This is a genomic window from Campylobacter parajejuni (assembly GCF_046764905.1).
In the GTDB taxonomy this organism is placed as follows: domain Bacteria; phylum Campylobacterota; class Campylobacteria; order Campylobacterales; family Campylobacteraceae; genus Campylobacter_D.
This window is the reverse complement of record NZ_JBKORB010000011.1, coordinates 14,154-39,625: the sequence shown is the minus strand read 5'-3', so window position 1 is coordinate 39,625 and position 25,472 is coordinate 14,154. Positions and strand designations below refer to the sequence as shown.

Genomic DNA, 25,472 nt, shown 5'->3' with positions numbered 1-25,472 from the left:
CAAACCACTAAGGATAATGTTGAAATTGCTAATGAGAGTGCTGTTATTTCTAATACAGTTAGTGATATAGCAAGTAATATACTTGAAGATGTGAAGAAGAAGAAGTTTTAAAAGCTTGAAAGCTTGAATGACTTCGAATTTAAACCCTTTTTAAAAAGCTTTTAACCTTTCCTTGAAAAATAGAAAACAAGGAAAGGTTACTCATTTTCTCAATACTGCATAAAAATTAAATCCTATTTTAAATTCAAATTTGTTATTATTTTCCTAAATTTTTATAGAAGTTGATAGATGAAAAAAATTATTTTTATGGGAACTCCTTCTTATGCTACTTGTATTTTAAGAGCTATTTTAGAAAATGAGAATTTTAGACTTCTTGCACTTTTCACTCAGCCTGATAAAGCAGTAGGAAGAAAGCAAATTTTAACTCCAAGTGATACTAAGGCTTTTTTGAATGAGCATTACCCTGCTATCCCTGTTTTTACCCCAAAGTCTTTAAAAGATGAAAATATTATAAGAGAAATTAGGGATTTAAATCCCGATTTTATAGTCGTTGCTGCTTATGGGAAAATTTTGCCTAAAGCTATTTTAGAGCTTGCTCCTTGTGTGAATTTACACGCTTCTTTGCTTCCAAAATACCGCGGTGCTAGCCCTATACAAAGTGCGATTTTAAATAGAGATGAAAAAAGCGGAGTTTGCACTATGCTGATGGAAGAAGGACTTGACACAGGTGCTATACTTCAAAGCCTAGAGTGCAATATAAAGGATAAAAATTCAAGTGAAGTTTTCGAACTTCTAGCGAATTTAGCGGCTAAACTTATACTTACTACCCTTTTAAATTTCGAAAAAATCACTCCTAAAAAACAAGATGAAAAATTGGCTAGTTTTTGTAAAAAAATCAAAAAAGAAGACGGACTTGTGAATTTACAAAATGCAAGAGAGCTTTATCAAAAATACCTTGCCTTTACTCCTTGGCCCGGAGTTTTTTTGGAAAATGGACTGAAATTTTTAGAGCTTGAGCTTGTAGATGAGACAAAGCAAAACGCTAAAATAGGCGAAATTTTAGCATTAGAAAAAGAGAGTTTTTTACTTGCTTGTAAGCAAGGAATTTTACGCGTTAAAAAACTTCAAGAAAGTGGAAAAAAGGCTCTTGATGGTAGAACTTATCTTAATGGAAAAAGGCTTAAAAATGCAGATAGTTTGTGTTGAGAGTATAGATTCTACCCATCTTTTTTTGTGTGAGCAAATTCGTAAGGGTAAGTTGAGTGAGAATTTTGGCATTTATGCCCTAGAGCAAAGTGCTGGAGTGGGGAGTAGGGAAAATTCTTGGCAAAGTTCTAGGGGGAATTTGCACCTGTCTTTTTGTGTGAAAGATGAGAATTTGCCTAAGGATTTGCCTTTGGCTTCTGTGAGTATTTATTTTGCTTATTTGCTTAAGGAGCTTTTAGAAGAATATGGCTCTAAAATTTGGCTTAAATGGCCTAATGATTTGTATTTGGAAGATAAAAAAGTAGGTGGAATCATCAGTGCTAAAATTTCAAATTTTATCATAGGGGGCGTGGGTTTAAATCTCAAATTCGCACCCCAAAACGCTACTTTGTGCGATGTAGAAATTCCGCTTGAAAGCTTAGTCAATGCCTTTTTGGAAAAAGTAGAAAAAAAGATTTTATGGAAGGATATTTTTAGCAAGTATATGCTAGAATTTGAAAAATCAAGAAAATTTAGCGTCCATCACGAAGGTAAGGTTTTTTCACTTGAAAATTCTTTTTTGTATGAAGATGGTTCGATTTTATTAGGCGATAAAAGGGTGTATAGTTTAAGATGAGCGAGATTATTACAATAGCAAATCAAAAAGGCGGAGTGGGTAAAACCACAACAGCAGTAAATTTAGCAGCTTCTTTAGCCGTGGCGGAAAAGAAAGTGCTTTTAATCGATATTGACCCCCAAGCGAATGCTACAACCGGACTCGGTTTTAATCGTAATAATTACGAATATAATATTTATCATGTTTTCATAGGCAGAAAAAAGCTTAGTGATATTATCCTAAAAACAGAATTGCCCCAGCTTCATTTAGCCCCTTCAAATATAGGTCTTGTAGGCATAGAGCAAGAACTTGCTAAGGGGGAAAATAACGAAAAAAAAATGCTACTTAAAAACCAGCTGCAAGAAGTTGTCGATGAGTATGACTTCATCATCATCGATTCCCCGCCGGCTTTAGGCAGTATTACTATCAATGCTTTTGCGGCAAGTGATAGTGTGATTATCCCTATACAATGCGAATTTTACGCCCTTGAAGGGGTAGCTATGGTGCTAAATACCATTAAGATTATCAAAAAAACTATCAATCCCAAGCTTAGAGTGCGGGGCTTTTTGCCCACTATGTATAGCTCTCAAAACAATCTTTCTAAGGATGTGGTAGATGATTTGAAGCAAAATTTCAAAAAGCAGCTTTTTACTATCAATGGCAATGAAGATGATTTTATCGTTATTCCGCGTAATGTAAAGCTTGCTGAGAGTCCAAGTTTTGGTAAGCCTATCATTCTCTATGATATAAAATCTCCGGGTTCTGTGGCGTATCAAAATTTAGCGTATTCTTTGCTAGGATAATGAGATGGGATTAAATAAAGACAGGGGTCTAAGCCGTCTAATTGACGATATGGATTCAGTTTATAGTAAGGAATTAGGTTTTGATAAAAATCAAAGCACTATGATAGAAATAGATAAAATTTCGCCCAATCCCTTTCAGCCGAGAAAGAATTTTGACGAGCAAAGTTTAAAAGAGCTTGCGGGTTCGATTAAAGAATTTGGACTCATTCAGCCCATTATCGTGCTTAAAGAAAATGATAACTTTGTTTTGGTTGCAGGAGAACGCCGCTTAAGAGCGGTAAAGCTATTGGGAAAAAAGGAAATTCTAGCTTTTATTGCGGATATTGATGAGAATAAGCTTAGAGAATTGGCACTCATTGAAAACATACAAAGAGAGAATTTAAATCCCATTGAGCTTGCTAATTCTTATAAGGATTTGATGCAAGTTCATCATATGACTCAAGAGAACTTAGCAGAGCTTATCCATAAGTCCCGCACCCAAGTAACAAATACTTTAAGACTTTTGAATTTGGATATTAGAACTCAAGAGTTGATTGCTTCTGGAAAAATCTCTCAAGGTCATGCTAAAGTTTTGGTTGGTTTAAATCAAAAAGATGAAAAAATGCTAGTTGATAGCATAATAGGTCAAAAGCTTAATGTTAGAGATACTGAAAAAATAGTTAAAAAAATAAAAAATAACGAAAATTTAAGCCCCAAAGAATTTGAAAATGAAATAGAAAAATTAAAACAAAAATTTAAGCACTTTGGATTTGAGTGTAGAAATAAAAATAATGATTTTATAATCCATTTGGAAAATATTGATAAAATTAAAGAGTTAATCAAAATGCTTGAAAAGCTTTAAGCAAAATTTAGCTTTTTTGTAGTAAAATAGCCCTTCAAAATTCTAATCAAGGAAAATTATGTTTGACGATATGCATCCTTCCATAATGCTTGCTACTATGGCTATTTTTTTAGCTATGATAGTGATTTTAAATAGTATGCTATATAAGCCACTTTTAAAATTTATGGATGAAAGAAATGATTCTATAAAAAATGATGAGAATAAGGTAAAAGAAAATTCTCAAGAAGTTTTAGGTGTAAATGATGAATTAGAAACCATTCATATTAACACTAGAGAAGAGATTCAAAAAATCAAGCAAAGTGCCGTAGCTACTGCCAAAGAAGAGGCAGAGCAGATAATTAGAAGCAAAAAAGAAGAATTAGAAAGAAAAATGGCTAGCTTTTATGCGGATTTAGCTGTTCAAAAACAAGAATTGCAAGAACATTTAAATATACATTTGCCTGAGCTTAAACAAGCTTTGCAAAATAACATAAAGAAAATTTAAGAGGAGAGAGATGAGTAAGTTATTTTTTGTTGTATTTTTACTACCCTTATATGCTTTTGGTGCTTCAAGCGGTAGTGGGGAATATGACATTGTCCCAAGGACTATTAATTTTCTAATTTTTGTGGCTATATTGTATTATTTTGTTGCAACTCCGTTTAAGAATTTTTATAAAAATCGTATTGTAAAAATTTCTTCTAAACTTGATGAAATTCAAAAAAAACTTTTAGAAAGTAAAGCTAGGAAATTAGATACAATGAAAAAACTTGAAGAAGCTAAGGCAAATGCTGCTGCTGCTTTGGTTACAGCAAAAAAAGAAGCTGAAATTTTAGTTCAAGATATTAAAAAAGAGACCCAAGATGAGCTTGATTTGCTTCAAAAACATTTTGAAGAGCAAAAAGATTATGAATTTAGAAAAATGGAAAAAGAATTAGTATCAAATACTTTAAACGAAATTTTTGCTGACCCAAATATGAGCTTAAAGCAAAGCGAAATAATAGAGCTTATGATGAAGAAGGTGTCTTAGATATGGAAAATATAGTTGCAAGAAGATATGCAAAAGCAATAGCTTCAAGAGCTGATATAAATGATTTTTATCAGAATTTGTGTATTTTAAATTCTGCTTTTGTTTTGCCAAAATTTAAAAATATTATAGAATCTAACGAGATTAAAAAAGAAAGAAAAATGAAATTTCTTGATTCTTTTTTTGAAGTAAAAAATTCTCATTTTCAAAATTTTTTAAGACTTTTGATTGAAAATTCAAGATTAGAATGCATTCCACAAATAGTTAAAGAACTCGAAAGACAAAAGGCTTTTAAAGAAAATATTTTTGTTGGCATTGTATATTCTAAAGAGAAATTAAACAAAGAGAACCTTGAAAATCTTGAAAGTAAGCTTAATAAAAAATTTAACGCAAATATTAAATTAAATAATAAAATAAGCCAAGATGATAGCGTTAAAATAGAATTAGAAGAATTAGGTTATGAACTTTCTTTTTCTATGAAAGCTCTTCAAAATAAGTTAAACGAATATATACTGAAAATTATTTAAGGAGAAAAATAAATGAAATTTAAAGCTGATGAAATCAGTTCGATAATTAAAGAAAGAATTGAAAATTTTGATTTAAATCTTGAAATCGAAGAAACAGGAAAGATTATTTCTGTGGCTGATGGTGTGGCTAAGGTGTATGGTCTTAAAAACATTATGGCTGGAGAAATGGTTGAATTTGAAAATGGCGATAAGGGAATGGCTTTAAACCTTGAAGAAAGTAGCGTAGGTATAGTGATACTTGGAAAAGGAGAAGGCTTAAAAGAAGGTGCTTCTGTAAAAAGGCTTAAAAGATTACTTAAGGTTCCAGTAGGCGAGGCTTTAATCGGTCGTGTTGTAAATGCTTTGGGCGAACCAATTGATGCTAAAGGTGCGATTAATGCTAATGAATATCGTTTTGTTGAAGAAAAGGCAAAGGGTATTATGGCTAGAAAAAGCGTTCATGAGCCTTTACATACAGGAATTAAAGCTATTGATGCGCTTGTGCCAATTGGTCGTGGTCAAAGAGAGCTTATCATAGGCGATAGACAAACAGGTAAAACAACCGTTGCTGTTGATACCATCATATCTCAAAGAGGTCAAGGTGTGGTTTGTATCTATGTTGCCATAGGACAAAAACAAAGCACAGTGGCACAAGTGGTTAAAAGACTAGAAGAACACGGAGCTATGGACTATACTATTGTTGTAAATGCAGGTGCTTCAGACCCTGCAGCTTTACAATACTTAGCTCCATATACTGGCGTAACTATGGGGGAATTTTTTAGAGATAATGCAAAACATGCTTTGATTGTTTATGATGATTTAAGCAAACACGCCGTGGCTTATCGTGAAATGTCTTTGATTTTACGCCGTCCTCCGGGCAGAGAGGCTTATCCGGGTGATGTTTTTTATCTGCATTCAAGATTGCTTGAAAGAGCAAGTAAATTAAATGATGAATTAGGTGCTGGTTCTTTGACTGCTTTGCCTATTATTGAAACTCAAGCAGGCGATGTTTCTGCTTATATTCCAACTAATGTTATTTCAATTACCGATGGACAAATCTTCTTAGAAACAGATTTATTCAACTCAGGTATTCGCCCTGCTATCAATGTGGGTTTATCGGTATCTCGTGTGGGCGGTGCAGCTCAAATTAAAGCGACAAAGCAGGTTTCAGGCACCTTGCGTCTTGATTTGGCTCAATACAGAGAGCTTCAAGCCTTCGCCCAATTTGCCAGTGATTTGGACGAAGCAAGTAGAAAGCAACTTGAAAGGGGTCAAAGAATGGTTGAGCTTTTAAAACAACCGCCTTATTCCCCACTTAGTGTTGAAAAGCAAGTGGTTTTAATTTTTGCAGGAACCAAAGGTTTCTTAGATGATATTGCTGTTTCTAGGATTAAGGAATTTGAAGATGGAATTTATCCTTTTATTGAAGCAAAACATCCGGATATTTTTGAGCAAATTCGTTCTAAAAAAGCTTTAGATTCTGAATTAGAAGAAAAGCTAACTAAAGCCATTAATGAGTTTAAAGCAAATCATTTATAAGGTCTTTTATGTCTAATTTAAAAGAAATTAAAAGAAAAATCAAAAGTGTTCATAACACTCAAAAGACTACAAATGCTATGAAGCTAGTTTCTACTGCTAAATTAAAAAAAGCAGAAGAAGCCGCTAAAAAATCAAGGCTTTATGCGGAAAAGATTGATGAAATGTTGAGTGAGATTTCATTTCAAATCAATAAAATCGTTCATAATGAAGATGATGTGCGTTTGTCTTTGTTTCATAAAAAAGAACAAATTAAAACCATAGATTTAATATTTATTACCGCAGATAAAGGCTTGTGTGGCGGTTTTAATATTAAGACTTTAAAAGCCGTTAGCGAATTGTTAAAAGAATATGAAGCAAAAAATATCCATATCAGGCTTAGAGGCATAGGTAAAACGGGAATTGAATATTTTAATTTTCAAAAAATAGAATTATTAGAGAAGTATTTCCATCTTAGTTCTAGCCCGGATTATGAAAAAGCATGCGAGGTCATTCAAAGTGCGGTGGATGATTTTCTAAATGGAAATACAGATGAAGTGATTTTGGTGCATAATGGTTATAAAAATATGATTACCCAAGAGCTTAAAATCAATCATCTTATCCCTGTCGAGCCTATACATATAGGACAAAGTCCTAGTTCGCTTTTGGAGCTTGAGCCTGAAGGAACTGAGCTTTTGCAAGATTTAATGAAAACATATTTTGAATACAATATGTATTATGCGTTAATTGATTCTTTAGCAGCAGAACATAGTGCAAGAATGCAAGCTATGGATAATGCAACGAATAATGCAAAAGCAAGAGTAAAACAACTAAATTTAGCTTACAATAAAGCAAGACAAGAGTCTATTACCACTGAGCTTATAGAAATTATCAGTGGTGTTGAATCAATGAAATAGTAAATTTTAAGGAGAAGATAAATAATGCAAGGATTTATTTCACAGGTATTAGGTCCAGTTGTTGATGTAGATTTTAATGACTATTTACCTCAAATCAACGAAGCCATTGTTGTAAATTTTGAAAGCGAAGGAAAAAAACACAAACTTGTTTTAGAAGTGGCAGCTCATTTAGGAGATAATAGAGTTAGAACTATTGCTATGGATATGACAGATGGCTTGGTAAGGGGTCTTGAAGCCAATGCTTTAGGCACTCCTATAAGTGTTCCTGTTGGTGAAAAAGTTTTAGGAAGAATTTTTAATGTAACAGGGGATTTGATTGATGAGGGCGAAGAAATTTCTTTTGATAAAAAATGGGCAATTCATAGAGACCCTCCTTCTTTTGAAGAGCAAAGCACAAAAAGTGAAATTTTTGAAACAGGAATTAAAGTCGTAGATTTACTTGCTCCTTATGCAAAGGGTGGTAAAGTAGGGCTTTTTGGTGGTGCAGGTGTGGGTAAAACTGTTATTATTATGGAGCTTATTCACAATGTTGCTTTCAAACATAGCGGTTATTCGGTATTTGCAGGTGTGGGCGAGAGAACTCGCGAGGGAAATGACCTTTATAACGAAATGAAAGAAAGTAATGTTTTAGACAAAGTTGCTCTGTGCTACGGACAAATGAATGAACCACCCGGGGCAAGAAATCGTATCGCTTTAACCGGTCTTACTATGGCTGAGTATTTTAGAGATGAAATGGGTCTTGATGTGCTTATGTTTATTGATAATATCTTTAGATTTTCCCAATCAGGCTCTGAAATGTCAGCACTTTTAGGACGCATTCCTTCAGCTGTGGGTTACCAACCAACTTTAGCAAGTGAAATGGGCAAATTCCAAGAAAGAATTACTTCAACTAAAAAAGGCTCTATCACTTCAGTTCAAGCTGTTTATGTTCCAGCTGATGACCTGACAGACCCTGCGCCAGCAACCGTTTTTGCTCATTTGGATGCCACAACCGTTTTAAATAGAGCCATAGCTGAAAAAGGAATTTACCCTGCGGTTGACCCTTTAGATAGCACTTCTAGGATGCTTGATCCTAATATCATAGGCGAAGAACACTATAAAGTTGCTCGTGGCGTTCAATCAGTGCTTCAAAAATACAAAGATTTGCAAGATATTATTGCAATTTTAGGTATGGATGAGCTTAGTGAAGAGGATAAGCTTGTGGTTGAAAGAGCAAGAAAGATTGAAAAATTTTTATCACAACCATTCTTCGTTGCAGAAGTTTTCACAGGTAGTCCGGGAAAATATATTAGCCTTGAAGATACGATAGCAGGTTTTAAAGGAATTTTAGAAGGCAAGTATGACCATTTACCAGAGAATGCTTTCTATATGGTTGGAAATATAGATGAAGCTATTGCAAAAGCGGATAAATTAAGAGGTTAATTTATGAATGATTTGATTAATTTCGAGATAGTTACGCCTTTGGGACTAATCTATCAAGGAGAAGTAAAATCTGTTACTTTACCGGGCAGTGAAGGGGAATTTGGTGTGCTTAAAGGACATGCTGCTTTGGTTTCTTCTTTAAAATCCGGGGTAATTGATATTGAAAAAGCCGATTTAAATCATGAATTAATTGCTATTGATGCCGGACATGCAAAAATAGATGAAGATAAGATTTGTGTGTTAGCAAAAGGTGCAGTATGGATTTGTGGAAGTGATGAAAGTGAGATTGAAAAAAATTTGGCTCAGGCTAAGGATTTGATTAAATCTATGAGTTCTGATAATGCAGCTTTAGCAGCAACTTTTTCAAAACTTGATAAGGCTCATTAATGAATTTTGAAGCTATATTTCATTTTTTTAGTAACTCAAGTGCTATCACTTATATTGTTTTATTGTGGCTTTCTTTATATTTTATTTTAGCTTTTAGTATTTTATTTGCAAGATTAAGTCATTTGGCTACTTGGAGAAATAAAGAAAAAGAAAGCTTAGAAACTTTACTTTTAGGTGAGAAGGATTTAAGTCGCACGGATTCTATTTTAAGGAAGTGTAGTGATACCACTTCAAATCATTTAGAAATCTATAAAAATTTAGCAAGTCGCCGTGCTTCTGCTGGGCTTACTTGGCTTAGTATTATAGCTTCAACTTCGCCTTTTATAGGACTTTTTGGGACGGTTATTTCTATACTTGAAACCTTTGGCGGACTTGGGACTCAAAATTCCTTAAGTATTATAGCTCCTAAAATCAGCGAGGCTTTGGTTGCCACAGGTTGTGGTATTTTAGTAGCCATACCTGCTTATACCTTTCATCTCATCATTAAAAGAAAGGCTTTTGAACTTTTAAGCATCATTGATAGCGAAATTAAAGTTATAAGTTCGAGTAAATAAGGTTAAAAATGCCATTTGATGATGAAAAGCCTGAACTCAATATCACACCTTTAGTGGATATTATGCTTGTATTGCTTGCGATTTTAATGGTAACAGCCCCAAGCATTACTTATGAAGAAAAAATCAATCTTCCACAAGGCAGTCAAAAAAATACCAGTGCCCCGACTGTTAAGAGTTTGATTATTAGCATTAATGCAAAAAAAGAAATTTTTTTAAATCAAGAAAAATACGATTTTGTGAGTTTTGCTGACAATCTTGCTCAAAGAAAAGCACAATTTAATACTGAAGATCCAGTTTTTATACGCGCTGATAAAAGTTTAAAATATGATGATGTTATTTCAGTCTTAAGAACCGTGAAAAATTTAGGATTTAATAAAGTTGCTTTACAGACTGAATAATCATGAAAAATTATGGCTTGAGTAATTTAAATTCATTTTTACTTGCTTTAGTAGTCTATATTAGTATAATTATTCTTGTTTTTTTTAGGCTTGTAAGCGAGGTTGAACCTGCTATACAATATACTGATATAAAAGATAGTTTTGTAGATATTGAATTGGCTGAACCATCAAAACAAGTGATTGCTCAAAGTAATACTCCTAAGGAAATTCAAAAACCAACAGAGCAAGTTGATATAGAAAAGCTTTTTGCCCAAACTACAAATAAAGCAGTCAAAACCGAAGATATAGACCAAAAGGCAAGTAATTTTAATGAGCTTTTTGGAAATATTAAAGAAATTCAAGAAGAAAAAACTACAAAAATTCAATCCAGTGCCAAATCAGGAATTTCTAGCGCTCCAAAACCTCAAGCTTCCCAACTTGTAAAACAACTTAATGATAGTTTGCTTGAAGAAGAAAGTCAGGCACAAGGTGAAAGCACAAAGACTCAAAAAACAGGAATTTATGATGAATTTTTAGGGAAAGTTGTGCGTATTATAACTCAAAGATGGACCCAGTATTATCCAAATAGCGAGAAAATTTCTGTTAAAGTAAAAATTTTTATTGATGAAAATGGAAAATTTGGTTATACTTCGGTTGAAAAAAGCGGGAATTCTTTATATGATGCTAAAGTGGCTGAATTTTTAGAAAGCCAAAAAGGTAAATTTATCACTTATCCTCCGCAAAACCAAAATATAAGCATTACTATGAATTTAAGAGATGAAGCAAAAGTTAAAAATGATTAGGAGAAAAAAATGAAAAAATTTTTAGCAATTTTTTTAGTCTTTTTAGGAAGTCTTTGGGCTGAAGATCCAGTGATTGATGTTGTTAATTCTGGTGTAGTTTTACCAAAGATTATCGTTAAAGACAATTCAAATTTAAGTGATGAGAATTTAAAGAAAAGCTTTTATAATATTATCGTCAATGATTTAAAGGTGAGTTCAAATTTCGAAGTTGTTGCCAATGCAGCTGAGGCAAGTAATTATACTTTTGAATATGCTTTAAGTCAAAATGGTAGCACTTTAAGTTTAAATGTAAAAATAAAAGCTGGTAGCTCTAATAAATCAGAGCAAACTTATACCCTAAATGGTTTAGAGCAGTATCCCTTTTTGGCACATAAAAGTGTTAAGGCTTCTGTAAATGCTCTAGGGCTTGCACCTGTTGATTGGATGGACCATAAAATTTTGATTGCAAGAAATTCTAGTTCTAAAAAAAGCCAGATTATAATGGCAGATTACACCTTGACCTATCAAAAGGTTATTGTTGATGGTGGGCTTAATTTGTTTCCTAAATGGGGAAATAAAGAGCAAACTTTGTTTTACTATACAGCCTATGACCACGATAAACCAACTCTTTATCGTTATGATTTAAATGCTAATAAAGCTAGCAAAGTTTTATCAAGTGGTGGTATGGTTGTAGCAAGTGATGTGAGTGCGGATGGAAGTAAATTACTCATCACTATGGCTCCAAAAGACCAGCCTGATGTTTATCTTTATGATTTAAATTCTAAAAATTTATCTCAACTGACAAATTATTCGGGCATAGATGTGAATGGAAATTTCATCGGTTTAGATGATAGTAAAGTGGTATTTGTAAGTGATCGTTTAGGGTATCCTAATATTTTTATGCAGAATTTACAAGGTGGTGGTGCCGAGCAGGTTGTTTTTCATGGTAGGAATAATTCAGCCGTTTCGACTTATAAAGATTTTTTAGTTTATTCCAGTCGTGAGCCAAATCAAGCCGGTGTTTTTAATATTTATTTAATGTCAATTAATAGTGATTATATCCGCCAACTTACCGCCAATGGCAAGAATTTATTTCCAAGATTTTCTAGCGATGGTGGAAGTATAGTGTTTATCAAGTATTTAGGCGCACAAAGTGCTTTGGGTGTTATTCGTGTCAATGCAAATAAAACTTTTTATTTTCCGTTAAAAGTTGGGAAAATTCAGTCTATTGATTGGTAAAAAAATTCAATTTTAGGTTAAAATTAATTAAATTTTAGTTATAATGCTAAGAATTTATTAACTTTGAAAGGTCATAAATGAAAAAAATTCTTTTTACTTCAATTGCAGCTCTTGCGGTTGTTATTAGTGGTTGTAGCACAAAAAGCACTAGTGTAAGCGGTGATAGCAGTGTTGATTCAAATCGCGGTTCAGGTGGAAGTGATGGTTGGGATATTGATTCAAAAATTTCTCAACTTAATGATACTTTAAATAAAGTATATTTTGATTTCGATAAATTTAATATCCGCCCTGATATGCAAAATGTTGTAAGCACCAATGCTAATATTTTTAATACCGAAGTAAGTGGTGTGAGCATTACCGTTGAAGGTAACTGCGATGAGTGGGGAACAGATGAGTATAATCAAGCGCTAGGTTTAAAAAGAGCTAAAGCTGTAAAAGAAGCTTTAATTGCTAAAGGTGTAAATGCGGATAGAATTGCTGTTAAAAGCTATGGAGAAACCAATCCTGTATGCACTGAAAAAACCAAAGCTTGCGATGCGCAAAATCGTCGTGCTGAATTCAAATTATCAAGATAATTAATGAAAAAAATATTCACAGTAGCTCTTTTTGGAGCTACTTTACTCTATGCAGAAAGTTCGGCTTTTGGTGCGGGAGACTTAACAAGCAATTCTTCTTATGGTTTAACTTCAAATGAAAAATTATTTAAAGAAAAATTAGATAGTTTAAATAATGAAAACATACAAACAAATGCTAGAATTAGTGAAATAAACGAAAGAATCGAGGGTTTGCAAAGCACTTTAGAAGGTATTAATTCTCAATACACTAAATCAAATTCCCGATTAACTCAGCTTGAGGAGAGTAGTCAGAATATCGAAAATAATCTTACTAGCGAAATTCAAAAATTAAAGGCTTATGTTGAAGAGAGTAGAAAAATTCAAGAAGCCAATAATAAACAAGTAAAAAAAGTTTTAGCTGAGCTTAGTTCTTTAGTTGATGCTATTAATGCAAATTATGTTTCTAAAAACGAATTAAATGATGCAAATTTAAGTGTTAAAACCCCTATTGTTGCTTCGTTTAACAAAGATACAAATGACACTATTGAAAACAATAATACTCAAGATGATAAAGCAAAGCAAATTGATGAATCTTGGAAAAAGAAAAAAAATAATGAAATTTTAGAATTGGCAATCAAAGATCTTGATAAAAATGCTTTTGAAGACTCTAAGATGAAATTAAATTTTCTCATATCAAAGCAATATAAACCTGCAAGGGCGAATTTTTGGCTAGGAGAAATCGAATATAAACAAAAAAATTATAACAACGCCATCGTTTATTATAAAAAAAGTTCAGCCATAAGCACTAAGGGGGATTATTTCCCAAAACTTTTATATCATACTGCGATTTCATTGGATAAAACAGGCGATACAAAAACAGCAAATGGCTTTTACAAGGCTTTAAAAACCAATTACCCCAACACAGCTGAAGCAAAAGCTTCACCGAATAGAAAATAAATTTAAGGAGATAAAATGGCAATAGAAAAAAATAGTGTAGTTTCAATGTTTTATGAGCTAAAGGACGCAAATACAAATGAAGTTTTAGAATCCAATTTATATTCTCAACCTATTTCTTTTATTTTAGGTAAGGGTCAGATTTTAGAAAGCTTAGAAGAAGAAGTGATGAAGCTTGATTGTCCAAGTAATGCTGATGTAGTGATTAAAAAAGAAAAAGGTTTAGGTGAATACGATGAAAAAGCTATCCAAACCTTACCTAAAGAGCAATTTGCAGGTATTGATTTAAAAGTAGGTATGGAACTTTTTGGCGAAGGAGAAAAGGGAGAAAGTGTTCGTGTTATCGTAAAAGAAATTGGCGAAAATGAAGTAACGATTGATTATAATCATCCTTATGCGGGTCGTGATTTGCTTTTTTCCTTAAATATTGTAGATGCTAGAGCCGCAAGTGAAGATGAAATTCTTACAGGTATTATCGCAGGAAGTCATAGTTGTGGTTGTGGAAGCGGACACGGACATCATCACGGACATGGTGGCGGTTGCTGTGGCGGCGGTGGCGGAGGTTGTGGTTGCCATTAATGAATACTGCATTTATATTTCCGGGTCAAGGCTCGCAAAGTCTTGGCATGGGAAAAGATTTTTATGAAAACTCTATAAAAGCCAAAGAACTTCTTCAAAATGCAAGTGATTTTTGCAAGATTGATTTTAAACATTTACTTTTTGAAGAAAACGAAAAACTCAATCAAAGTGAATTTACCCAACCTGCCATCGTTTTAAATTCTTTAATGGCTTATAGTGTTTTACTTGAAAAAAAACCTGATTTAAGTTCAAAATTTGCTTTAGGGCATTCTTTGGGCGAATTTTCCGCTTTAGCTATCAATGGTGCTTTTGATTTTTTACAAGCTCTTTCTTTGGTAAATAAAAGAGGGCTTTTTATGCAAGAAGATTGTGTAAAAGTTGAAGCAGGTATGATGGTCGTTTTAGGTCTTGATGATGAAAAAGTTGAAGAGCTTTGTCAAAAAGCACAAAAAGAAAACAAGCAAATTTTTGCTGCAAATTATAATTGCGATGGACAAGTTGTCGTAGCAGGTTTAAAGCGTGATTTAGCAAGTTATGAAAGCGAATTTAAAAGTGTAGGAGCTAAAAGAGCTATGCTTTTAAATATGAGTGTGGCAAGTCATTGTCCGCTTTTAGAAAATGCTTCAGCAAAACTTTGCGTGGAGCTTGAAAAGGTGTTAAAAGCAAATTTTAAGGCTGTAATTTCTAATGCAAATGCTAAAATTTATACAAGCAAAGAAGAAGCACTTGGACTTTTAAAAGCACAACTTATCTCTCCTGTGCTTTACAAACAAAGCATTAAGGCGTTCGAAAATGAAGTGGATTATTTTGTAGAATTGGGTGCAAGTGTGCTTAAGGGTTTAAATAAAAAAATCACTTCAAAAGAAACTTACGCTTTAACAAATATGAATGATATTGATGAATTTTTAAAGGTTATAGTATGAAAATAGCAATTTTAGGAGCCATGAGTGAAGAAATCACTCCCTTACTAGAGACACTCAAAGATTATACAAAAATAGAACATGCTAATAATACTTATTATTTCGCAACTTATAAAAATCACGAACTGATTTTAGCGTATTCTAAGATTGGCAAGGTTAATTCCACCCTTAGTGCTAGTGTGATGATAGAAAAATTTGGTGCGCAAGTGTTGCTTTTTACAGGTGTTGCAGGTGCTTTTAATCCTGAGCTTGAAATCGGCGATTTGCTCTATGCGACAAAATTAGCTCAATACGATCTTGATATTACTGCCTTTGGTCATCCTTTGGGTTTTGTTCCGGGTAATGAAATTTTTATCAAAACGGATGAGAAATTAAACAATCTTGCTTTAGAAGTGGCTAAAGAATTAAATATCAAGCTTCGTGCAGGCATTATTGCAACAGGGGATGAGTTCATTTGCGATGAAGCAAAAAAAGCAAAAATCAGGGAAATTTTCAATGCCGATGCTTGTGAAATGGAAGGTGCTAGTGTGGCTTTGGTTTGCGATGCTTTAAAGGTGCCTTGTTTTATTTTAAGGGCTATGAGCGATAAAGCGGGTGAGAAGGCTGAGTTTGATTTTGATGAATTTGTGATTAATTCGGCTAAAATTTCAGCTAATTTTGTGCTTAAAATGTGCGAAAAATTATGATAAATCTTAGTAAAAAACTTATACGCCAAGTCGCACAAGCCAATGCTAAATTTGGACTTGTTAAAGAAGGCGATAGGGTTCTTTTAGGACTTAGCGGCGGAAAAGATTCTTTAGCCTTAGCTCATCTTCTAAATCGTATGCAAGCCCATGCTCCTTTTAAATTTGATTTTGAAGCGGTAACTTTAAGTTATGGTATGGGTGAGGATTATACTCATCTTCATACACATTGTAAAGAACACGGCATCAAGCATAGCGTGGTAGAAAGTAATATTTATGAAGTTTCAGGCGATACTATAAGAGAAAATTCAAGCTTTTGTAGCTATTTTTCGCGTATGCGAAGAGGGGCTTTATATACTTATGCCCTTCAAAGAGGTTTTAACAAACTCGCTCTTGCACATCATTTAGATGATGTAGCAGAAAGTTTTTTTATGAATTTTATCCATAATGGAGCCTTAAGAACCCTAGCTCCTATTTATCAGAGCAAACGCGGGGTGATGGTTATCCGCCCTTTAATCTTCGTGCGTGAAAGACAGCTTAGAGATAATGCCGTGCAAAATGAACTTAGCGTAATAGGAAATGAGTTTTGTCCGGGTATGAAACTCAGCGAAAAAAATGTCAAATTCCCACACGCTAGAGAAGAAGCCAAGCAAATTTTGGCTAAGTTGGAAAAAGAATATCCCAAGCTTTTTACAAGCTTAAAAACTGCTTTTGCGAATTTACACACAGAAAGTTTTTGGCTAGAAAGGACAAAAATATGAAAAAAGCTTTTGTTTTGGTGGATTATCAAAATGATTTTATTGATGGAGCTTTAGGTTTTGAGAAGGCTCAAAATTTAAGGTCTAAAGTGCTTGAAAAACTTTCTAGCTTAGATTTTAAGCAAACTGATTTGCTCATCACTTACGATACGCATAGCGAGGATTATTTGCAGACTAAGGAAGGCTTGAATTTACCACTTAAGCATTGTTTAAAAGATAGCGAAGGTTGGCATTTGCCTGATTATTTAGAGCCTTTTAAGGCTAAGGCTAAAAAAATTTTTTACAAGCCTACTTTTGGTAGTCTAGAATTGGCTAATTTCCTTCATAAAGAGCAATACGAGCAAATCGAATTTGCGGGTTTGGTCTCTCATATTTGCGTCTTTCATAATATTATCTTAGCCTTTAACGCAGGGCTTAATACGAGACTAATTTTACATAAAGACTGCACCGCAAGCTTTGATGAAAATTTAGAAAAAGCAGCTTTTGACTTACTTAAGGCTTTTTGGGTTGAGCTAGTTTAGTGCAGGGTTTTATACTCCACACTCAAAAAGTCAAGGATGAAGATTTAATCGTTTATATTTTAAGTCCTAAAAGACTTGTGAAAGCGTATCGTTTTTATGGGCTTAGGCATTCTAGTATTTTAAGTGGCTATAAAATAGACTTTGCTTTAGAGGAAAATCCCAGTTTTTTACCTCGTCTTAAAGATGTTTTGCACTTGGGTTTTTTGTGGATTATGCAAAGGGATAAAATGCTCATTTGGCAGGAATTTATACGCCTTTTATATAGGCATTTAAAAGATGTTGAAGAGCTAGATGGCTTTTATTTTGATTTGCTTGATGAGTGTGTGAAAAGATTTGAGAGGCAAAATCCAAAACGCGTTATTGTCGATGCTTACCTTAGAATTTTAGAATTTGAAGGAAGATTGCATAAGGAATTTATTTGTTTTGCTTGTGATGAAAAAATTCAAAATTCCATTACTCTACTAAGGGCTTTTTTGCCTTCGCATTCACAATGTGCTTTAGGATTTGAGTTTAAGGAAGAAAAATTAAAGCAGTTTTATACGAGTAAAAATTGTGCGGTTTTTGACGATGAAGAGATACAAAATTTATACCATTTGATTAAGGAAGGTTTATGATATTAAGCGATGACAAATGTGAATTTTTGGAAAAAATAGCCTCTTTTTTAAGTCCTAAGGATGTGGAGCTTATCTTTGTAGATAGTAAAGAAATGCAAGAAATTAATTTAGAGCAAAGAAAGCAAGATAAAAGCACTGATGTGCTTTCTTTTCCGCTTGAAAATATCGATGAAAAACTGCCTTTAGGTTCTATTGTGATAAATACAGAGTTAGCAAAATCTAAGGCAAAGGAATTAGGACACAGCTATGAAGAAGAAGTGAGTTTGCTTTTTATCCACGCTATGCTTCATTTGCTAGGCTTTGACCATGAAAAGGATAGAGGAGAAATGAGAGAAAGAGAAAAAGAACTTATAGAGCATTTTAATTTGCCTAAGAGTTTGATTATAAGGACTTTAGGGTAATTCCACTCCAAAATGGAATAGATTTTGCTTATTAATTTATTGTCAGTGATAATGTTTGTTTTCGTCATTGCGAGACTTGACCTTCCGTCATTGTGAGTGAAACGAAGCAATCTAAGATTAAAGGAAAAAATATGAGTATCTTTAGTATCAATGATAATTCAAACTATACTTCCATACTTTCACAAAGTAAAGCTAATAAAGAAAGTAAAGAAAATTCTAAAATAAGTTTTGCTAATGCTTTTTTAAAACAAAATGCTAGTAAATTAAATGAAATTCAAAATGCAAATTCACAAACTCTAGCAAGAAGTGAAGTATTAAATTCTACTAATATATCAAATACTAGTAATACTAATCTTAGTATTAGTAATACTACTAAAACAACTTCCCCTAATTATAATATATCCAGTGAATTTAAAAACTCTATTTATACTTTAAAATACAAACAAGCTGATATAAGTAATACTTCTACTAATACAGCCTATGGTTATAGTGTAGATAAAGATGGCTATATGGGAAGTGATTTTAACAAAGCTGCAGGATTGCCTGAAGATTTTAAGATACATAAATCTACTTTAGATGAGATATATAACTTTAATGAAGCACAATATCAAGACATAAAAGAACAGCTAGGAATTTCTCGCTATTTTACCAATATCGATATGGCTGATACCATAAAACAATACTATAATCAATTTAATCAAATTGTTAATCATACTTTTAATGATACCAATAAAACAAGTTTCACTGAAGCAGATATAAATTCTATGCCCAAGGGTTATATTTCTGTTGGCTATAAAGGTTTAGATTTTTCAGATCAATCCAATCCTTATAATGCATTAGGACTAGTTAATCATTCTAACACAAAAGTAACTAATGTTTTTAAAACAGATGATGAATTTCATGAAGCTCAAGCAATACAAATGGGAATGATGGGTATTGATTTTTATCCGCAAAAATTAAATATATCAACTCAAAGTTTATCACAAGGAGCTTTAATGGAAGGTGGATTTAATCCTGATATGTCTGTCTATCCACAAAATGAAGATGGAAGTTATTCTAGAGAAGCTTTGTTTATGAGCTTTTTAAAATCAGAAGGTGGTTATATGGTTGCAGGAAAAAATACAACTATTGCACCGCAAGCAATGAGTTATAATCTCAATGTTGCTAAACAAAGTATTCCAAAATACTCTAATGTAGATTTTGATGACATCATGACAGGTAAAGTTGATTTTGCAAGTTTGTTAAAAGGCTATGCACAAGATGGTTGGCTTGATGCAGATATATATGCAATGGAAAAAGGAGTTGCTTGGCAAAATACAAGCATAGGTTATGGTGGAGCTTGGTTTGATAGAGAATTTAACAATGCTAAAGCTAACGGCTGGAAAGCAAGCAGTGAAAGTATAAATTCTTATGCTGATTCTATAATGGATAGATTAAATAAGCTCATAGGACAGACTAGGGTTTAGAAAAAACTTTCGATTTTTTCTCGCATTGTTTTTTCATCATTGATGCGATTTATCTCATCTCTAAAGGCTGAAGCGTCTTTGTATCCTTTAGAATACTCGTGCAAGTGCTTGCGAAATATACTCACGCCCCCGCTTTTATAATGCTTTATCATTTCATCAAAATGCGTGAGTATGATTTCTTTTTTAAGTTTTTCATCCACACTTTTTCCGCCCTTGATTTCATAAAATATCCAAGGATTTCCCACGCTCGCACGCCCTATCATAAGCCCATCGCATTTTGTTAGCTCATATACTGCTTTAGCATTTTGTGCGTTAATATCTCCATTGGCTACAACAGGGATTTTCACACTCGCCTTCGCACTAGCAATAGCCCCGTAATCTGCCTTGCCGCTATAAAGTTGCTTTCTCGTGCGTCCATGGATACTTACAAAATCCACTCCTAAGCTTTCGCAAATTTTAGCCATTTTTTCAGGGTATTTTTCATTAAATCCTAGACGAAATTTTACACTTGTCAAAGGCTTTTTATTGTTTTCTTTAATCACTCCTACAAGGCTTTTAAAAAGTTCTAAATTTTCTAGCAAAGCACTACCAGCACATTGTTTTATGACCTTATTTACAGGACAGCCGCAGTTAAAATCAATCCCATCAACAAAATCCATTTCATTTAGCATTTGCACCGCTTTTTTAACCACATCTTTATCAGCTCCTGCAATTTGGACTATGTAAGGATTTTCTAATTCGGCTCTTTTTAGCATATGCAAGGTCTTAGCACTTTCATAAACCAAGGCATTAGAGCTTATCATTTCGCTTATAGTAAGGTCCGCACCGAATTTTTTTACCACATTGCGAAAGGGCAGGTCTGAAAAACCTGCCATAGGAGCTAAAAATAAAGGTTTTTTGCTAAAATCTATCATTGTATGAGTTGGTTTAAATCGACTTTGATATTTTTTTCACGCAAGGCTAAAAAGGCTTTAAAATCATTAAATTTTTTATCATCACTTCGAATTTGCTCCCTTAACTCATCTAAGAGTCCAAATTCAGCCAAAAGATATAAATACGCTCTTAAAGCCTCGCTTTTTTCATTTTTTATTTTAGAAAAAATTCCTATAAGAGCATCGGGGTTTAAAAGCTTAGTGCTTAGTTTGGCTAGTTTTAAATACTCTTGCTCCCCTAAAAGATTATGAGAGAGTAAAACTTCGTATTCAGCGGCATTTAACTCTAAATTTCCTTCCTTAAAACGCGTGATAAGCTTGAAAATATCGCAAGGTTTTTTAGGGATTTTTACATTTTTAATTTGCTCATAAGGGGCTTTTTCTATGAGAGTATTAAAAGCAGTTTCTTCAAATTCATCTTTGATTTCACTAAGATTTTTAAGTTTGGCATAGGCGTAATTGGCATCGTTTTTAAGATGATTTTTTTCATTTTGTAAAAATAGGGCATTATTGTTTTCAAGTTTAAATTTACTAAGATTAAAAAATTCGTTTTGATTTAAGCCATCGATTAGGTCTAAAATTTCATTGATTTTGCTTGAATGTGGAAGTTTTTCGTGTGTTTTTAAGGTTTTGAAAAGCTGTGCTACGGCTCTAAATTCTTTAGTTTGGAAGCTGATTTTTGACTCTTTTTCAAGGAGTAAATCCTGAGTGTAGCTTTCAAATTTAGCTGCATCTTTAAAGAAATGTTTAAATTTCAAATAACGCAAAAAGCCATAAAATCCCATATGTAACACAGCTAAAATCATATAAACAAACAAAGGAATAACAAGCCATACCATAATAGGAAGCTCAAAAGTATGTGTGCCAATGATAAGAGTATAATCGCCTAATTTCAAATGCCAAGCAAAGGCAAAAAGCCCTGCTATATAAATAAAACTTGCAAATAAAAAGAGTTTAATTTTCATGTTTTTTTCCTTGTTCTACGATTTGACGGCAGCTAATGCAATATCTTGCGTGGGGCTTGACTTTGAGTCTTAAAGAATCAATTTCATCATCGCAAGATTCGCAAATTCCATAAGTGCCTTTTTTGATTTTTTCCAAAGAAGCTTCGATTTCTATAAGTTCTTCTTTGAGATTTGTGCTGATGGCAAAATCAATTTGCGAGCCTGTTTCTATGACGGAAAAATCCACATTATCACTTGGGACGCTGTTGTGAAGCTCTTCAATTTCTTTTGAATTGCTTTGTAAATTTTCTAAAATAGCCTTTTTTCTTTCTTCCAAAGTATTTTTAAATTTTTGTAACTCGTTTTTTTTCATTTTAAAACTTTCTATTTGTGATAAGGATGGTTGTTATTAATGCAAAAAGCACGGTAAATTTGCTCTAAAAGCAAGATTTTGACAAAGTGATGTTCTAGGGTAAGTTTGCTAAGTGAGAAACTAAAATCAAAATTTTGAGTAAATTCTTCTCTTAAGCCATAAGCACCGCCTATGAAAAAACTCAGCACATTTTTATCCCTAATCAGTCTTGCAAATTCTTTGCTAGCTAGCTCCTTGCCTCTTTCATCTAACACTATGCAAAAGCCTTTTTTATAGGGTGTAAAGGCTTCTTCGTAGCTTTTTTTTGCTTCTTGGACGCCTAAATTTTGAGCCGAGCTTATTTTTTTATTAAAAACATTGATTTCTTTTAAAGTGGCATATTTACAGATAAGTTTGGAGTATTTTTCGCCCCAAGTTTTAAATTCATCATTCTTTTGAATGTAAAAAATATTCACTTGCAAATTATTTTCCGCTAAAAAATTTCAGCACATCGCTAAGATATTGTTTTTGCTCGCCCCTTTCAACTATGGCATCGATAAGCCCGTGTTCGAGCAAAAATTCCGCTCTTTGAAAACCTTCAGGCAAATCCGCTCCTATGGTCTGCTTAATAACCCTTGCCCCCGCAAAGCCCACTAAAGCTTGTGGTTCAGCGATGATTAAATCCCCTAGCCAAGCAAAAGAAGCACTCACTCCGCCCATAGTGGGGTCGGTTAAAATGCTAATAAAGGGCAATTTTTCTTTGCTAAGTAGCTTTAAAGCGGCACTGGTTTTACTCATTTGCATAAGCGAATAGGTGCTTTCTTGCATTCTAGCTCCCCCACTAGCACTTATGATAACAAGGGGATTTTTCCCACTTATGGCTCTTTGAATGGCACGCACGATTTTTTCGCCTTCTACTGAGCCTAAGCTACCCCCCATAAAAGAAAAGTCAAAGACAACAATTTGGGTTTTAAGTCCGTTTATAAGGCATTCTCCGCTGATAACTGAACTTTTTCTGTTTGTTTTGCTCTCACTTTCGCTTAGGCGTTTTTTATAAGATTTGCTATCTACAAATTTCAAAGGGTCTATGGCTGCTAAATTGGCATCATATTCGACAAAACTGCCTTCATCGCTTAAAAGCTCTATGCGAACACTAGCTGAAATTCTCATATGGTAATTGCATTTAGGGCAGACATTAAAAGAGCTTTCTATTTCTTTATAATACATTAAAGCGTGGCAACTTTGGCATTTGACCCAGTGATTAGGTGCTTCTTTTGTGCTAGGTTGTTGTCTTCTTATTTTTGAAAAAATATCTGTAAAATTCATAACTTCGCCTTATTAAAAAATTATAACAAAAAATTCCTTAGGATTTTAAAAGCGTGTTCCAAGATTAAACTCAAAGCTATTGGTATCATCGCCTTTTTTATCATTAAGAGCTTTGGCGAATACAAGTTGCAAAGGTCCAATAGGCGTAATCCACTCTATGCCCAAACCTGTGCTCATTCTTTGAATTTCATCTAAATTTTTGCGTCCTATCATACCATAGTCAAAAAACACACTTCCACGCAGCTTAATCCTATCAATCAAAGGAAAACTAAGTTCCACAGAGTTAGCAAAGGCTATGGTTCCGCCTACTTCATCCCCCCATTCATTTTTAGGGCTGACGCTACGGCTTTCAAAGCCACGCAAAGAGCGTATGCCACCTAAATAAATTCTTTGGTTAATTGGCAAATAACCCCTATCCCAAACCTTATAAAAACTTGCTTTATAGCGATAAATTAAATCATAGCTTATATAGTCTTGCAAGCCTTGATAAAAATTAAATTTAGAGCTTGAAGAAAGGAATTCTTGATCCCCGCCAAGTCCGGCAAATTCAAGGCTGGTAGAGGCTATGATACCTGAGCGAGGCAGGTAAAAATCGTCTGTATTATTAAAGGTGATTGCTGGAGTTATAGAGCTTTTAATGCTTTTTCCAAGTTCATATCCCGTTCTTAAAAGCGTTGGGCTTAAGTGATAAATATCGCTTTGTTCAAGATTGTAAGTTAAGCCTACATTATAATATCTAGCAAATTGCCTTCCCAAAGTTATATCAAAGCCATAATTTTTTTCTGAATAATTATCCCATTCATAATCATTAGAATAAAGCGTCCCCCCTAAACTATACTCGCTATCTAAAACTCTAGGATTTACAAGACTAATCCTTCCTGATAAGGTATCATCGCTTTTATCTACGCTTACAGAGCTTTTTATGCCTGAGCCAAAGATATTGCTATCAGAAAGGGAAGCATTAAGCAAAATTCCATCACTCGAACCATAGCCAATACCCCCTGAAATAGCACCTGTTGAGGCTTCTTTAACATCAACAATCAAATCCATATGCGTATCATCAACTTTTTCTTCTTTGATATTTACATCATCAAAATAAGAAGTCCTTCTTAAGGCATTTTTTGACTCGCTTAAGTCCGTTTTATTGTATAAATTGCCTTCTGTTAGGTATAATTCACGGCGTATGACCCTATCTACGGTGCGTGAATTTCCCGAAATTATCACATTTCTAATATAGACTTTATTATGTGGAATAACCTTAAAAACCACAGAAGCTTCCCTAGTTTGCTCATTTTTTTGAATATCAGGATACACTTCTACAAAGGCATAGCCTAAATCCGCACTCTGCGTTTCTAGGGTTTTCACATCTGTTCTTATATCTTCTATATTGATGGTTTTGTTTGTTTTTGAGCGTAAATTTTTTAGGGTTTGTGCGTTTTGTTTTTCGTCAAATAAAGGATTTTCTATGCTTATACTTTGAATTTTATAAGCTTCTCCTTCTTTGATGAAATAGCTTAAATTAGCTCTATAAGTATCGGTATAGGTTTTAAGATAAGGTGGGGATACTTGAACATCCAAATACCCTTTTTTCATATATTCATCGGCTATCCTTGAGCTGTCATTACTCAGTTCAAAAACTTTTAATTTTCCATCATTGCGTCCCCACATCCAACCCATAAATTCTTTTTCTTTATTGACTAGGGCAGGTTCTACATCGGAGTATGAGAATTTCTTAGCCCCACTTAAATAAACCTTGTCAATAACGATATTTTCGCCACGATTGACTATAAATTCAAGCTCTAAGCCGTCTGTATTATCTAAGGTCTTTTTTTTGTATTCTACTATGGTGTCAAAATAACTTTTTGCTTCATAGTAAGCTTTGATACGCTGGGCGGCTTCTTTTAAGCTTGCTTCATCGAGTAAAGCTCCTCTTTTAATACCTAAAATACTTTCAACTTGTTTTCTATCATTTGAAGCAATACCTGTGATAGTTACCTTTGCTATGGTTGGTTTTTCGCTAACTATAATTTCTAAAATTCCATTGTTATTCTCCACTGCAATATTTTCAAAATAATTTTGTTTGTAAAGATTGTGGATGGCGGTATTGATTTTTACTGGGTCTAGTTCTTCTCCTATTTTAAGCCCTGTAATGTTTAAAGCACTTGTATGGGATAAATGATTTAAACCGATAAATTGAATATCCTTGATAGTTGCTGCTTGAGTTAGAGCAGCTAAAGCACAAATACTGATGAGATGTTTTTTCATTGATTTTTACCTAAAGCTTTATTAAAAGCTGTATAATAGCAAAAAAAATTTAACA

Annotated in this window: 31 protein-coding genes and 1 pseudogene; 26 read left to right on the top strand and 6 right to left on the bottom strand. The window is 33.5% G+C overall.

Annotated features, from left to right (window positions below; genetic code table 11):
* The 26 genes and pseudogenes from ACLL8X_RS08790 to ACLL8X_RS08665 form a co-directional block, all read left to right on the top strand.
* Positions 1-111: pseudogene (locus tag ACLL8X_RS08790) on the top strand (methyl-accepting chemotaxis protein); the annotation flags it as partial.
* A gap of 177 nt (positions 112-288) precedes the next feature.
* Positions 289-1,206: a methionyl-tRNA formyltransferase gene (gene fmt / locus ACLL8X_RS08785; RefSeq protein WP_411990547.1), complete on the top strand. Its 918-nt coding sequence runs from the start codon at positions 289-291 to the stop codon at positions 1,204-1,206.
* Positions 1,169-1,822, top strand: coding sequence for a biotin--[acetyl-CoA-carboxylase] ligase (locus tag ACLL8X_RS08780; protein ID WP_411990550.1), 654 nt, complete (start codon positions 1,169-1,171; stop codon positions 1,820-1,822). Before fmt ends, ACLL8X_RS08780 begins: the two co-directional genes overlap by 38 nt.
* Entirely contained in the window at positions 1,819-2,604 is a 786-nt protein-coding gene (locus ACLL8X_RS08775; RefSeq protein WP_411990546.1) for a ParA family protein, read from the top strand. Before ACLL8X_RS08780 ends, ACLL8X_RS08775 begins: the two co-directional genes overlap by 4 nt.
* A gap of 4 nt (positions 2,605-2,608) precedes the next feature.
* Positions 2,609-3,445, top strand: coding sequence for a ParB/RepB/Spo0J family partition protein (locus ACLL8X_RS08770; protein ID WP_411990545.1), 837 nt, complete (start codon positions 2,609-2,611; stop codon positions 3,443-3,445).
* A gap of 58 nt (positions 3,446-3,503) precedes the next feature.
* Positions 3,504-3,929 carry a FoF1 ATP synthase subunit B' gene (locus ACLL8X_RS08765; protein ID WP_411990544.1) on the top strand — a complete coding sequence of 142 codons (426 nt, stop codon included), beginning with the start codon at positions 3,504-3,506 and terminating at the stop codon, positions 3,927-3,929.
* A gap of 10 nt (positions 3,930-3,939) precedes the next feature.
* The gene (locus ACLL8X_RS08760; RefSeq protein ID WP_411990543.1) at positions 3,940-4,452 is read left to right on the top strand and encodes a F0F1 ATP synthase subunit B; all 513 of its coding nucleotides are present in this window, start codon (positions 3,940-3,942) and stop codon (positions 4,450-4,452) included.
* 2 nt (positions 4,453-4,454) lie between these two features.
* A complete protein-coding gene (locus tag ACLL8X_RS08755) occupies positions 4,455-4,976 on the top strand; it encodes a F0F1 ATP synthase subunit delta (RefSeq protein WP_411990542.1) in 522 nt (173 codons plus the stop codon).
* A 12-nt stretch (positions 4,977-4,988) separates the two neighbouring features.
* Positions 4,989-6,494: a F0F1 ATP synthase subunit alpha gene (gene atpA, locus ACLL8X_RS08750; RefSeq protein WP_411990541.1), complete on the top strand. Its 1,506-nt coding sequence runs from the start codon at positions 4,989-4,991 to the stop codon at positions 6,492-6,494.
* A gap of 8 nt (positions 6,495-6,502) precedes the next feature.
* Entirely contained in the window at positions 6,503-7,387 is an 885-nt protein-coding gene (gene atpG, locus ACLL8X_RS08745; RefSeq protein ID WP_411990540.1) for an ATP synthase F1 subunit gamma, read from the top strand.
* A 24-nt stretch (positions 7,388-7,411) separates the two neighbouring features.
* Entirely contained in the window at positions 7,412-8,809 is a 1,398-nt protein-coding gene (atpD, locus tag ACLL8X_RS08740) for a F0F1 ATP synthase subunit beta (RefSeq protein WP_411990539.1), read from the top strand.
* Positions 8,810-8,812: 3 nt separating this feature from the next.
* The gene (gene atpC, locus ACLL8X_RS08735) at positions 8,813-9,196 is read left to right on the top strand and encodes an ATP synthase F1 subunit epsilon (protein WP_411990538.1); all 384 of its coding nucleotides are present in this window, start codon (positions 8,813-8,815) and stop codon (positions 9,194-9,196) included.
* Positions 9,196-9,750: a MotA/TolQ/ExbB proton channel family protein gene (locus tag ACLL8X_RS08730; RefSeq protein ID WP_411990537.1), complete on the top strand. Its 555-nt coding sequence runs from the start codon at positions 9,196-9,198 to the stop codon at positions 9,748-9,750. The genes atpC and ACLL8X_RS08730 overlap by 1 nt, the downstream gene beginning before the upstream one ends.
* Before the next feature lie 8 nt (positions 9,751-9,758).
* Entirely contained in the window at positions 9,759-10,148 is a 390-nt protein-coding gene (locus tag ACLL8X_RS08725; protein ID WP_411990536.1) for an ExbD/TolR family protein, read from the top strand.
* 2 nt (positions 10,149-10,150) lie between these two features.
* Complete coding sequence (locus ACLL8X_RS08720; RefSeq protein ID WP_411990535.1) at positions 10,151-10,930, top strand: TonB C-terminal domain-containing protein; 780 nt, start codon at positions 10,151-10,153, stop codon at positions 10,928-10,930.
* A 9-nt stretch (positions 10,931-10,939) separates the two neighbouring features.
* Positions 10,940-12,148, top strand: a complete 1,209-nt coding sequence (gene tolB / locus ACLL8X_RS08715; RefSeq protein ID WP_411990534.1) for a Tol-Pal system protein TolB — start codon at positions 10,940-10,942, stop codon at positions 12,146-12,148.
* Between the two features lie 77 nt (positions 12,149-12,225).
* Complete coding sequence (gene pal, locus ACLL8X_RS08710; RefSeq protein ID WP_002851617.1) at positions 12,226-12,723, top strand: peptidoglycan-associated lipoprotein Pal; 498 nt, start codon at positions 12,226-12,228, stop codon at positions 12,721-12,723.
* Positions 12,724-12,726: 3 nt separating this feature from the next.
* Positions 12,727-13,659 carry a tetratricopeptide repeat protein gene (locus tag ACLL8X_RS08705; RefSeq protein WP_411990533.1) on the top strand — a complete coding sequence of 311 codons (933 nt, stop codon included), beginning with the start codon at positions 12,727-12,729 and terminating at the stop codon, positions 13,657-13,659.
* A 15-nt stretch (positions 13,660-13,674) separates the two neighbouring features.
* Positions 13,675-14,235: an FKBP-type peptidyl-prolyl cis-trans isomerase gene (locus tag ACLL8X_RS08700; protein ID WP_411990532.1), complete on the top strand. Its 561-nt coding sequence runs from the start codon at positions 13,675-13,677 to the stop codon at positions 14,233-14,235.
* A gap of 47 nt (positions 14,236-14,282) precedes the next feature.
* Positions 14,283-15,158 (top strand): ACP S-malonyltransferase, encoded by an 876-nt coding sequence (locus ACLL8X_RS08695; protein ID WP_411990531.1) that lies wholly within the window; start codon positions 14,283-14,285, stop codon positions 15,156-15,158.
* Positions 15,155-15,841, top strand: a complete 687-nt coding sequence (gene pfs / locus ACLL8X_RS08690) for an aminodeoxyfutalosine nucleosidase (RefSeq protein ID WP_411990530.1) — start codon at positions 15,155-15,157, stop codon at positions 15,839-15,841. Before ACLL8X_RS08695 ends, pfs begins: the two co-directional genes overlap by 4 nt.
* On the top strand, positions 15,838-16,599 hold the full coding sequence (locus tag ACLL8X_RS08685) for a PP-loop family protein (RefSeq protein WP_411990529.1): 762 nt from the start codon (positions 15,838-15,840) through the stop codon (positions 16,597-16,599). The genes pfs and ACLL8X_RS08685 overlap by 4 nt, the downstream gene beginning before the upstream one ends.
* Positions 16,596-17,117 carry a cysteine hydrolase family protein gene (locus tag ACLL8X_RS08680; RefSeq protein WP_411990528.1) on the top strand — a complete coding sequence of 174 codons (522 nt, stop codon included), beginning with the start codon at positions 16,596-16,598 and terminating at the stop codon, positions 17,115-17,117. Before ACLL8X_RS08685 ends, ACLL8X_RS08680 begins: the two co-directional genes overlap by 4 nt.
* The gene (recO, locus tag ACLL8X_RS08675; protein ID WP_411990527.1) at positions 17,117-17,731 is read left to right on the top strand and encodes a recombination protein RecO; all 615 of its coding nucleotides are present in this window, start codon (positions 17,117-17,119) and stop codon (positions 17,729-17,731) included. Before ACLL8X_RS08680 ends, recO begins: the two co-directional genes overlap by 1 nt.
* Positions 17,728-18,132, top strand: a complete 405-nt coding sequence (ybeY, locus tag ACLL8X_RS08670) for an rRNA maturation RNase YbeY (protein WP_411990526.1) — start codon at positions 17,728-17,730, stop codon at positions 18,130-18,132. Before recO ends, ybeY begins: the two co-directional genes overlap by 4 nt.
* A 131-nt stretch (positions 18,133-18,263) precedes the next feature.
* Positions 18,264-19,598 carry a Cj0814 family flagellar-dependent secreted protein gene (locus ACLL8X_RS08665; RefSeq protein WP_411990525.1) on the top strand — a complete coding sequence of 445 codons (1,335 nt, stop codon included), beginning with the start codon at positions 18,264-18,266 and terminating at the stop codon, positions 19,596-19,598.
* Here the strand turns inward: ACLL8X_RS08665 and ACLL8X_RS08660 are convergent.
* The 6 genes from ACLL8X_RS08660 to bamA are packed head-to-tail and all read right to left on the bottom strand — an operon-like array spanning position 19,595 to position 25,417.
* Positions 19,595-20,512 (bottom strand): tRNA dihydrouridine synthase, encoded by a 918-nt coding sequence (locus ACLL8X_RS08660; RefSeq protein ID WP_411990524.1) that lies wholly within the window; start codon positions 20,510-20,512, stop codon positions 19,595-19,597. The genes ACLL8X_RS08665 and ACLL8X_RS08660 overlap by 4 nt on opposite strands.
* Positions 20,509-21,495 carry a hypothetical protein gene (locus ACLL8X_RS08655; RefSeq protein ID WP_411990523.1) on the bottom strand — a complete coding sequence of 329 codons (987 nt, stop codon included), beginning with the start codon at positions 21,493-21,495 and terminating at the stop codon, positions 20,509-20,511. Before ACLL8X_RS08655 ends, ACLL8X_RS08660 begins: the two co-directional genes overlap by 4 nt.
* Positions 21,485-21,847 carry an RNA polymerase-binding protein DksA gene (dksA, locus tag ACLL8X_RS08650; RefSeq protein ID WP_411990522.1) on the bottom strand — a complete coding sequence of 121 codons (363 nt, stop codon included), beginning with the start codon at positions 21,845-21,847 and terminating at the stop codon, positions 21,485-21,487. The genes ACLL8X_RS08655 and dksA overlap by 11 nt, the downstream gene beginning before the upstream one ends.
* A gap of 11 nt (positions 21,848-21,858) precedes the next feature.
* Positions 21,859-22,308, bottom strand: coding sequence for a 23S rRNA (pseudouridine(1915)-N(3))-methyltransferase RlmH (locus ACLL8X_RS08645; RefSeq protein WP_411990521.1), 450 nt, complete (start codon positions 22,306-22,308; stop codon positions 21,859-21,861).
* Position 22,309: 1 nt separating this feature from the next.
* On the bottom strand, positions 22,310-23,152 hold the full coding sequence (gene accD / locus ACLL8X_RS08640; RefSeq protein ID WP_411990520.1) for an acetyl-CoA carboxylase, carboxyltransferase subunit beta: 843 nt from the start codon (positions 23,150-23,152) through the stop codon (positions 22,310-22,312).
* A 45-nt stretch (positions 23,153-23,197) separates the two neighbouring features.
* A complete protein-coding gene (gene bamA, locus ACLL8X_RS08635; protein WP_411990519.1) occupies positions 23,198-25,417 on the bottom strand; it encodes an outer membrane protein assembly factor BamA in 2,220 nt (739 codons plus the stop codon).
* Positions 25,418-25,472 lie beyond the last annotated feature (55 nt).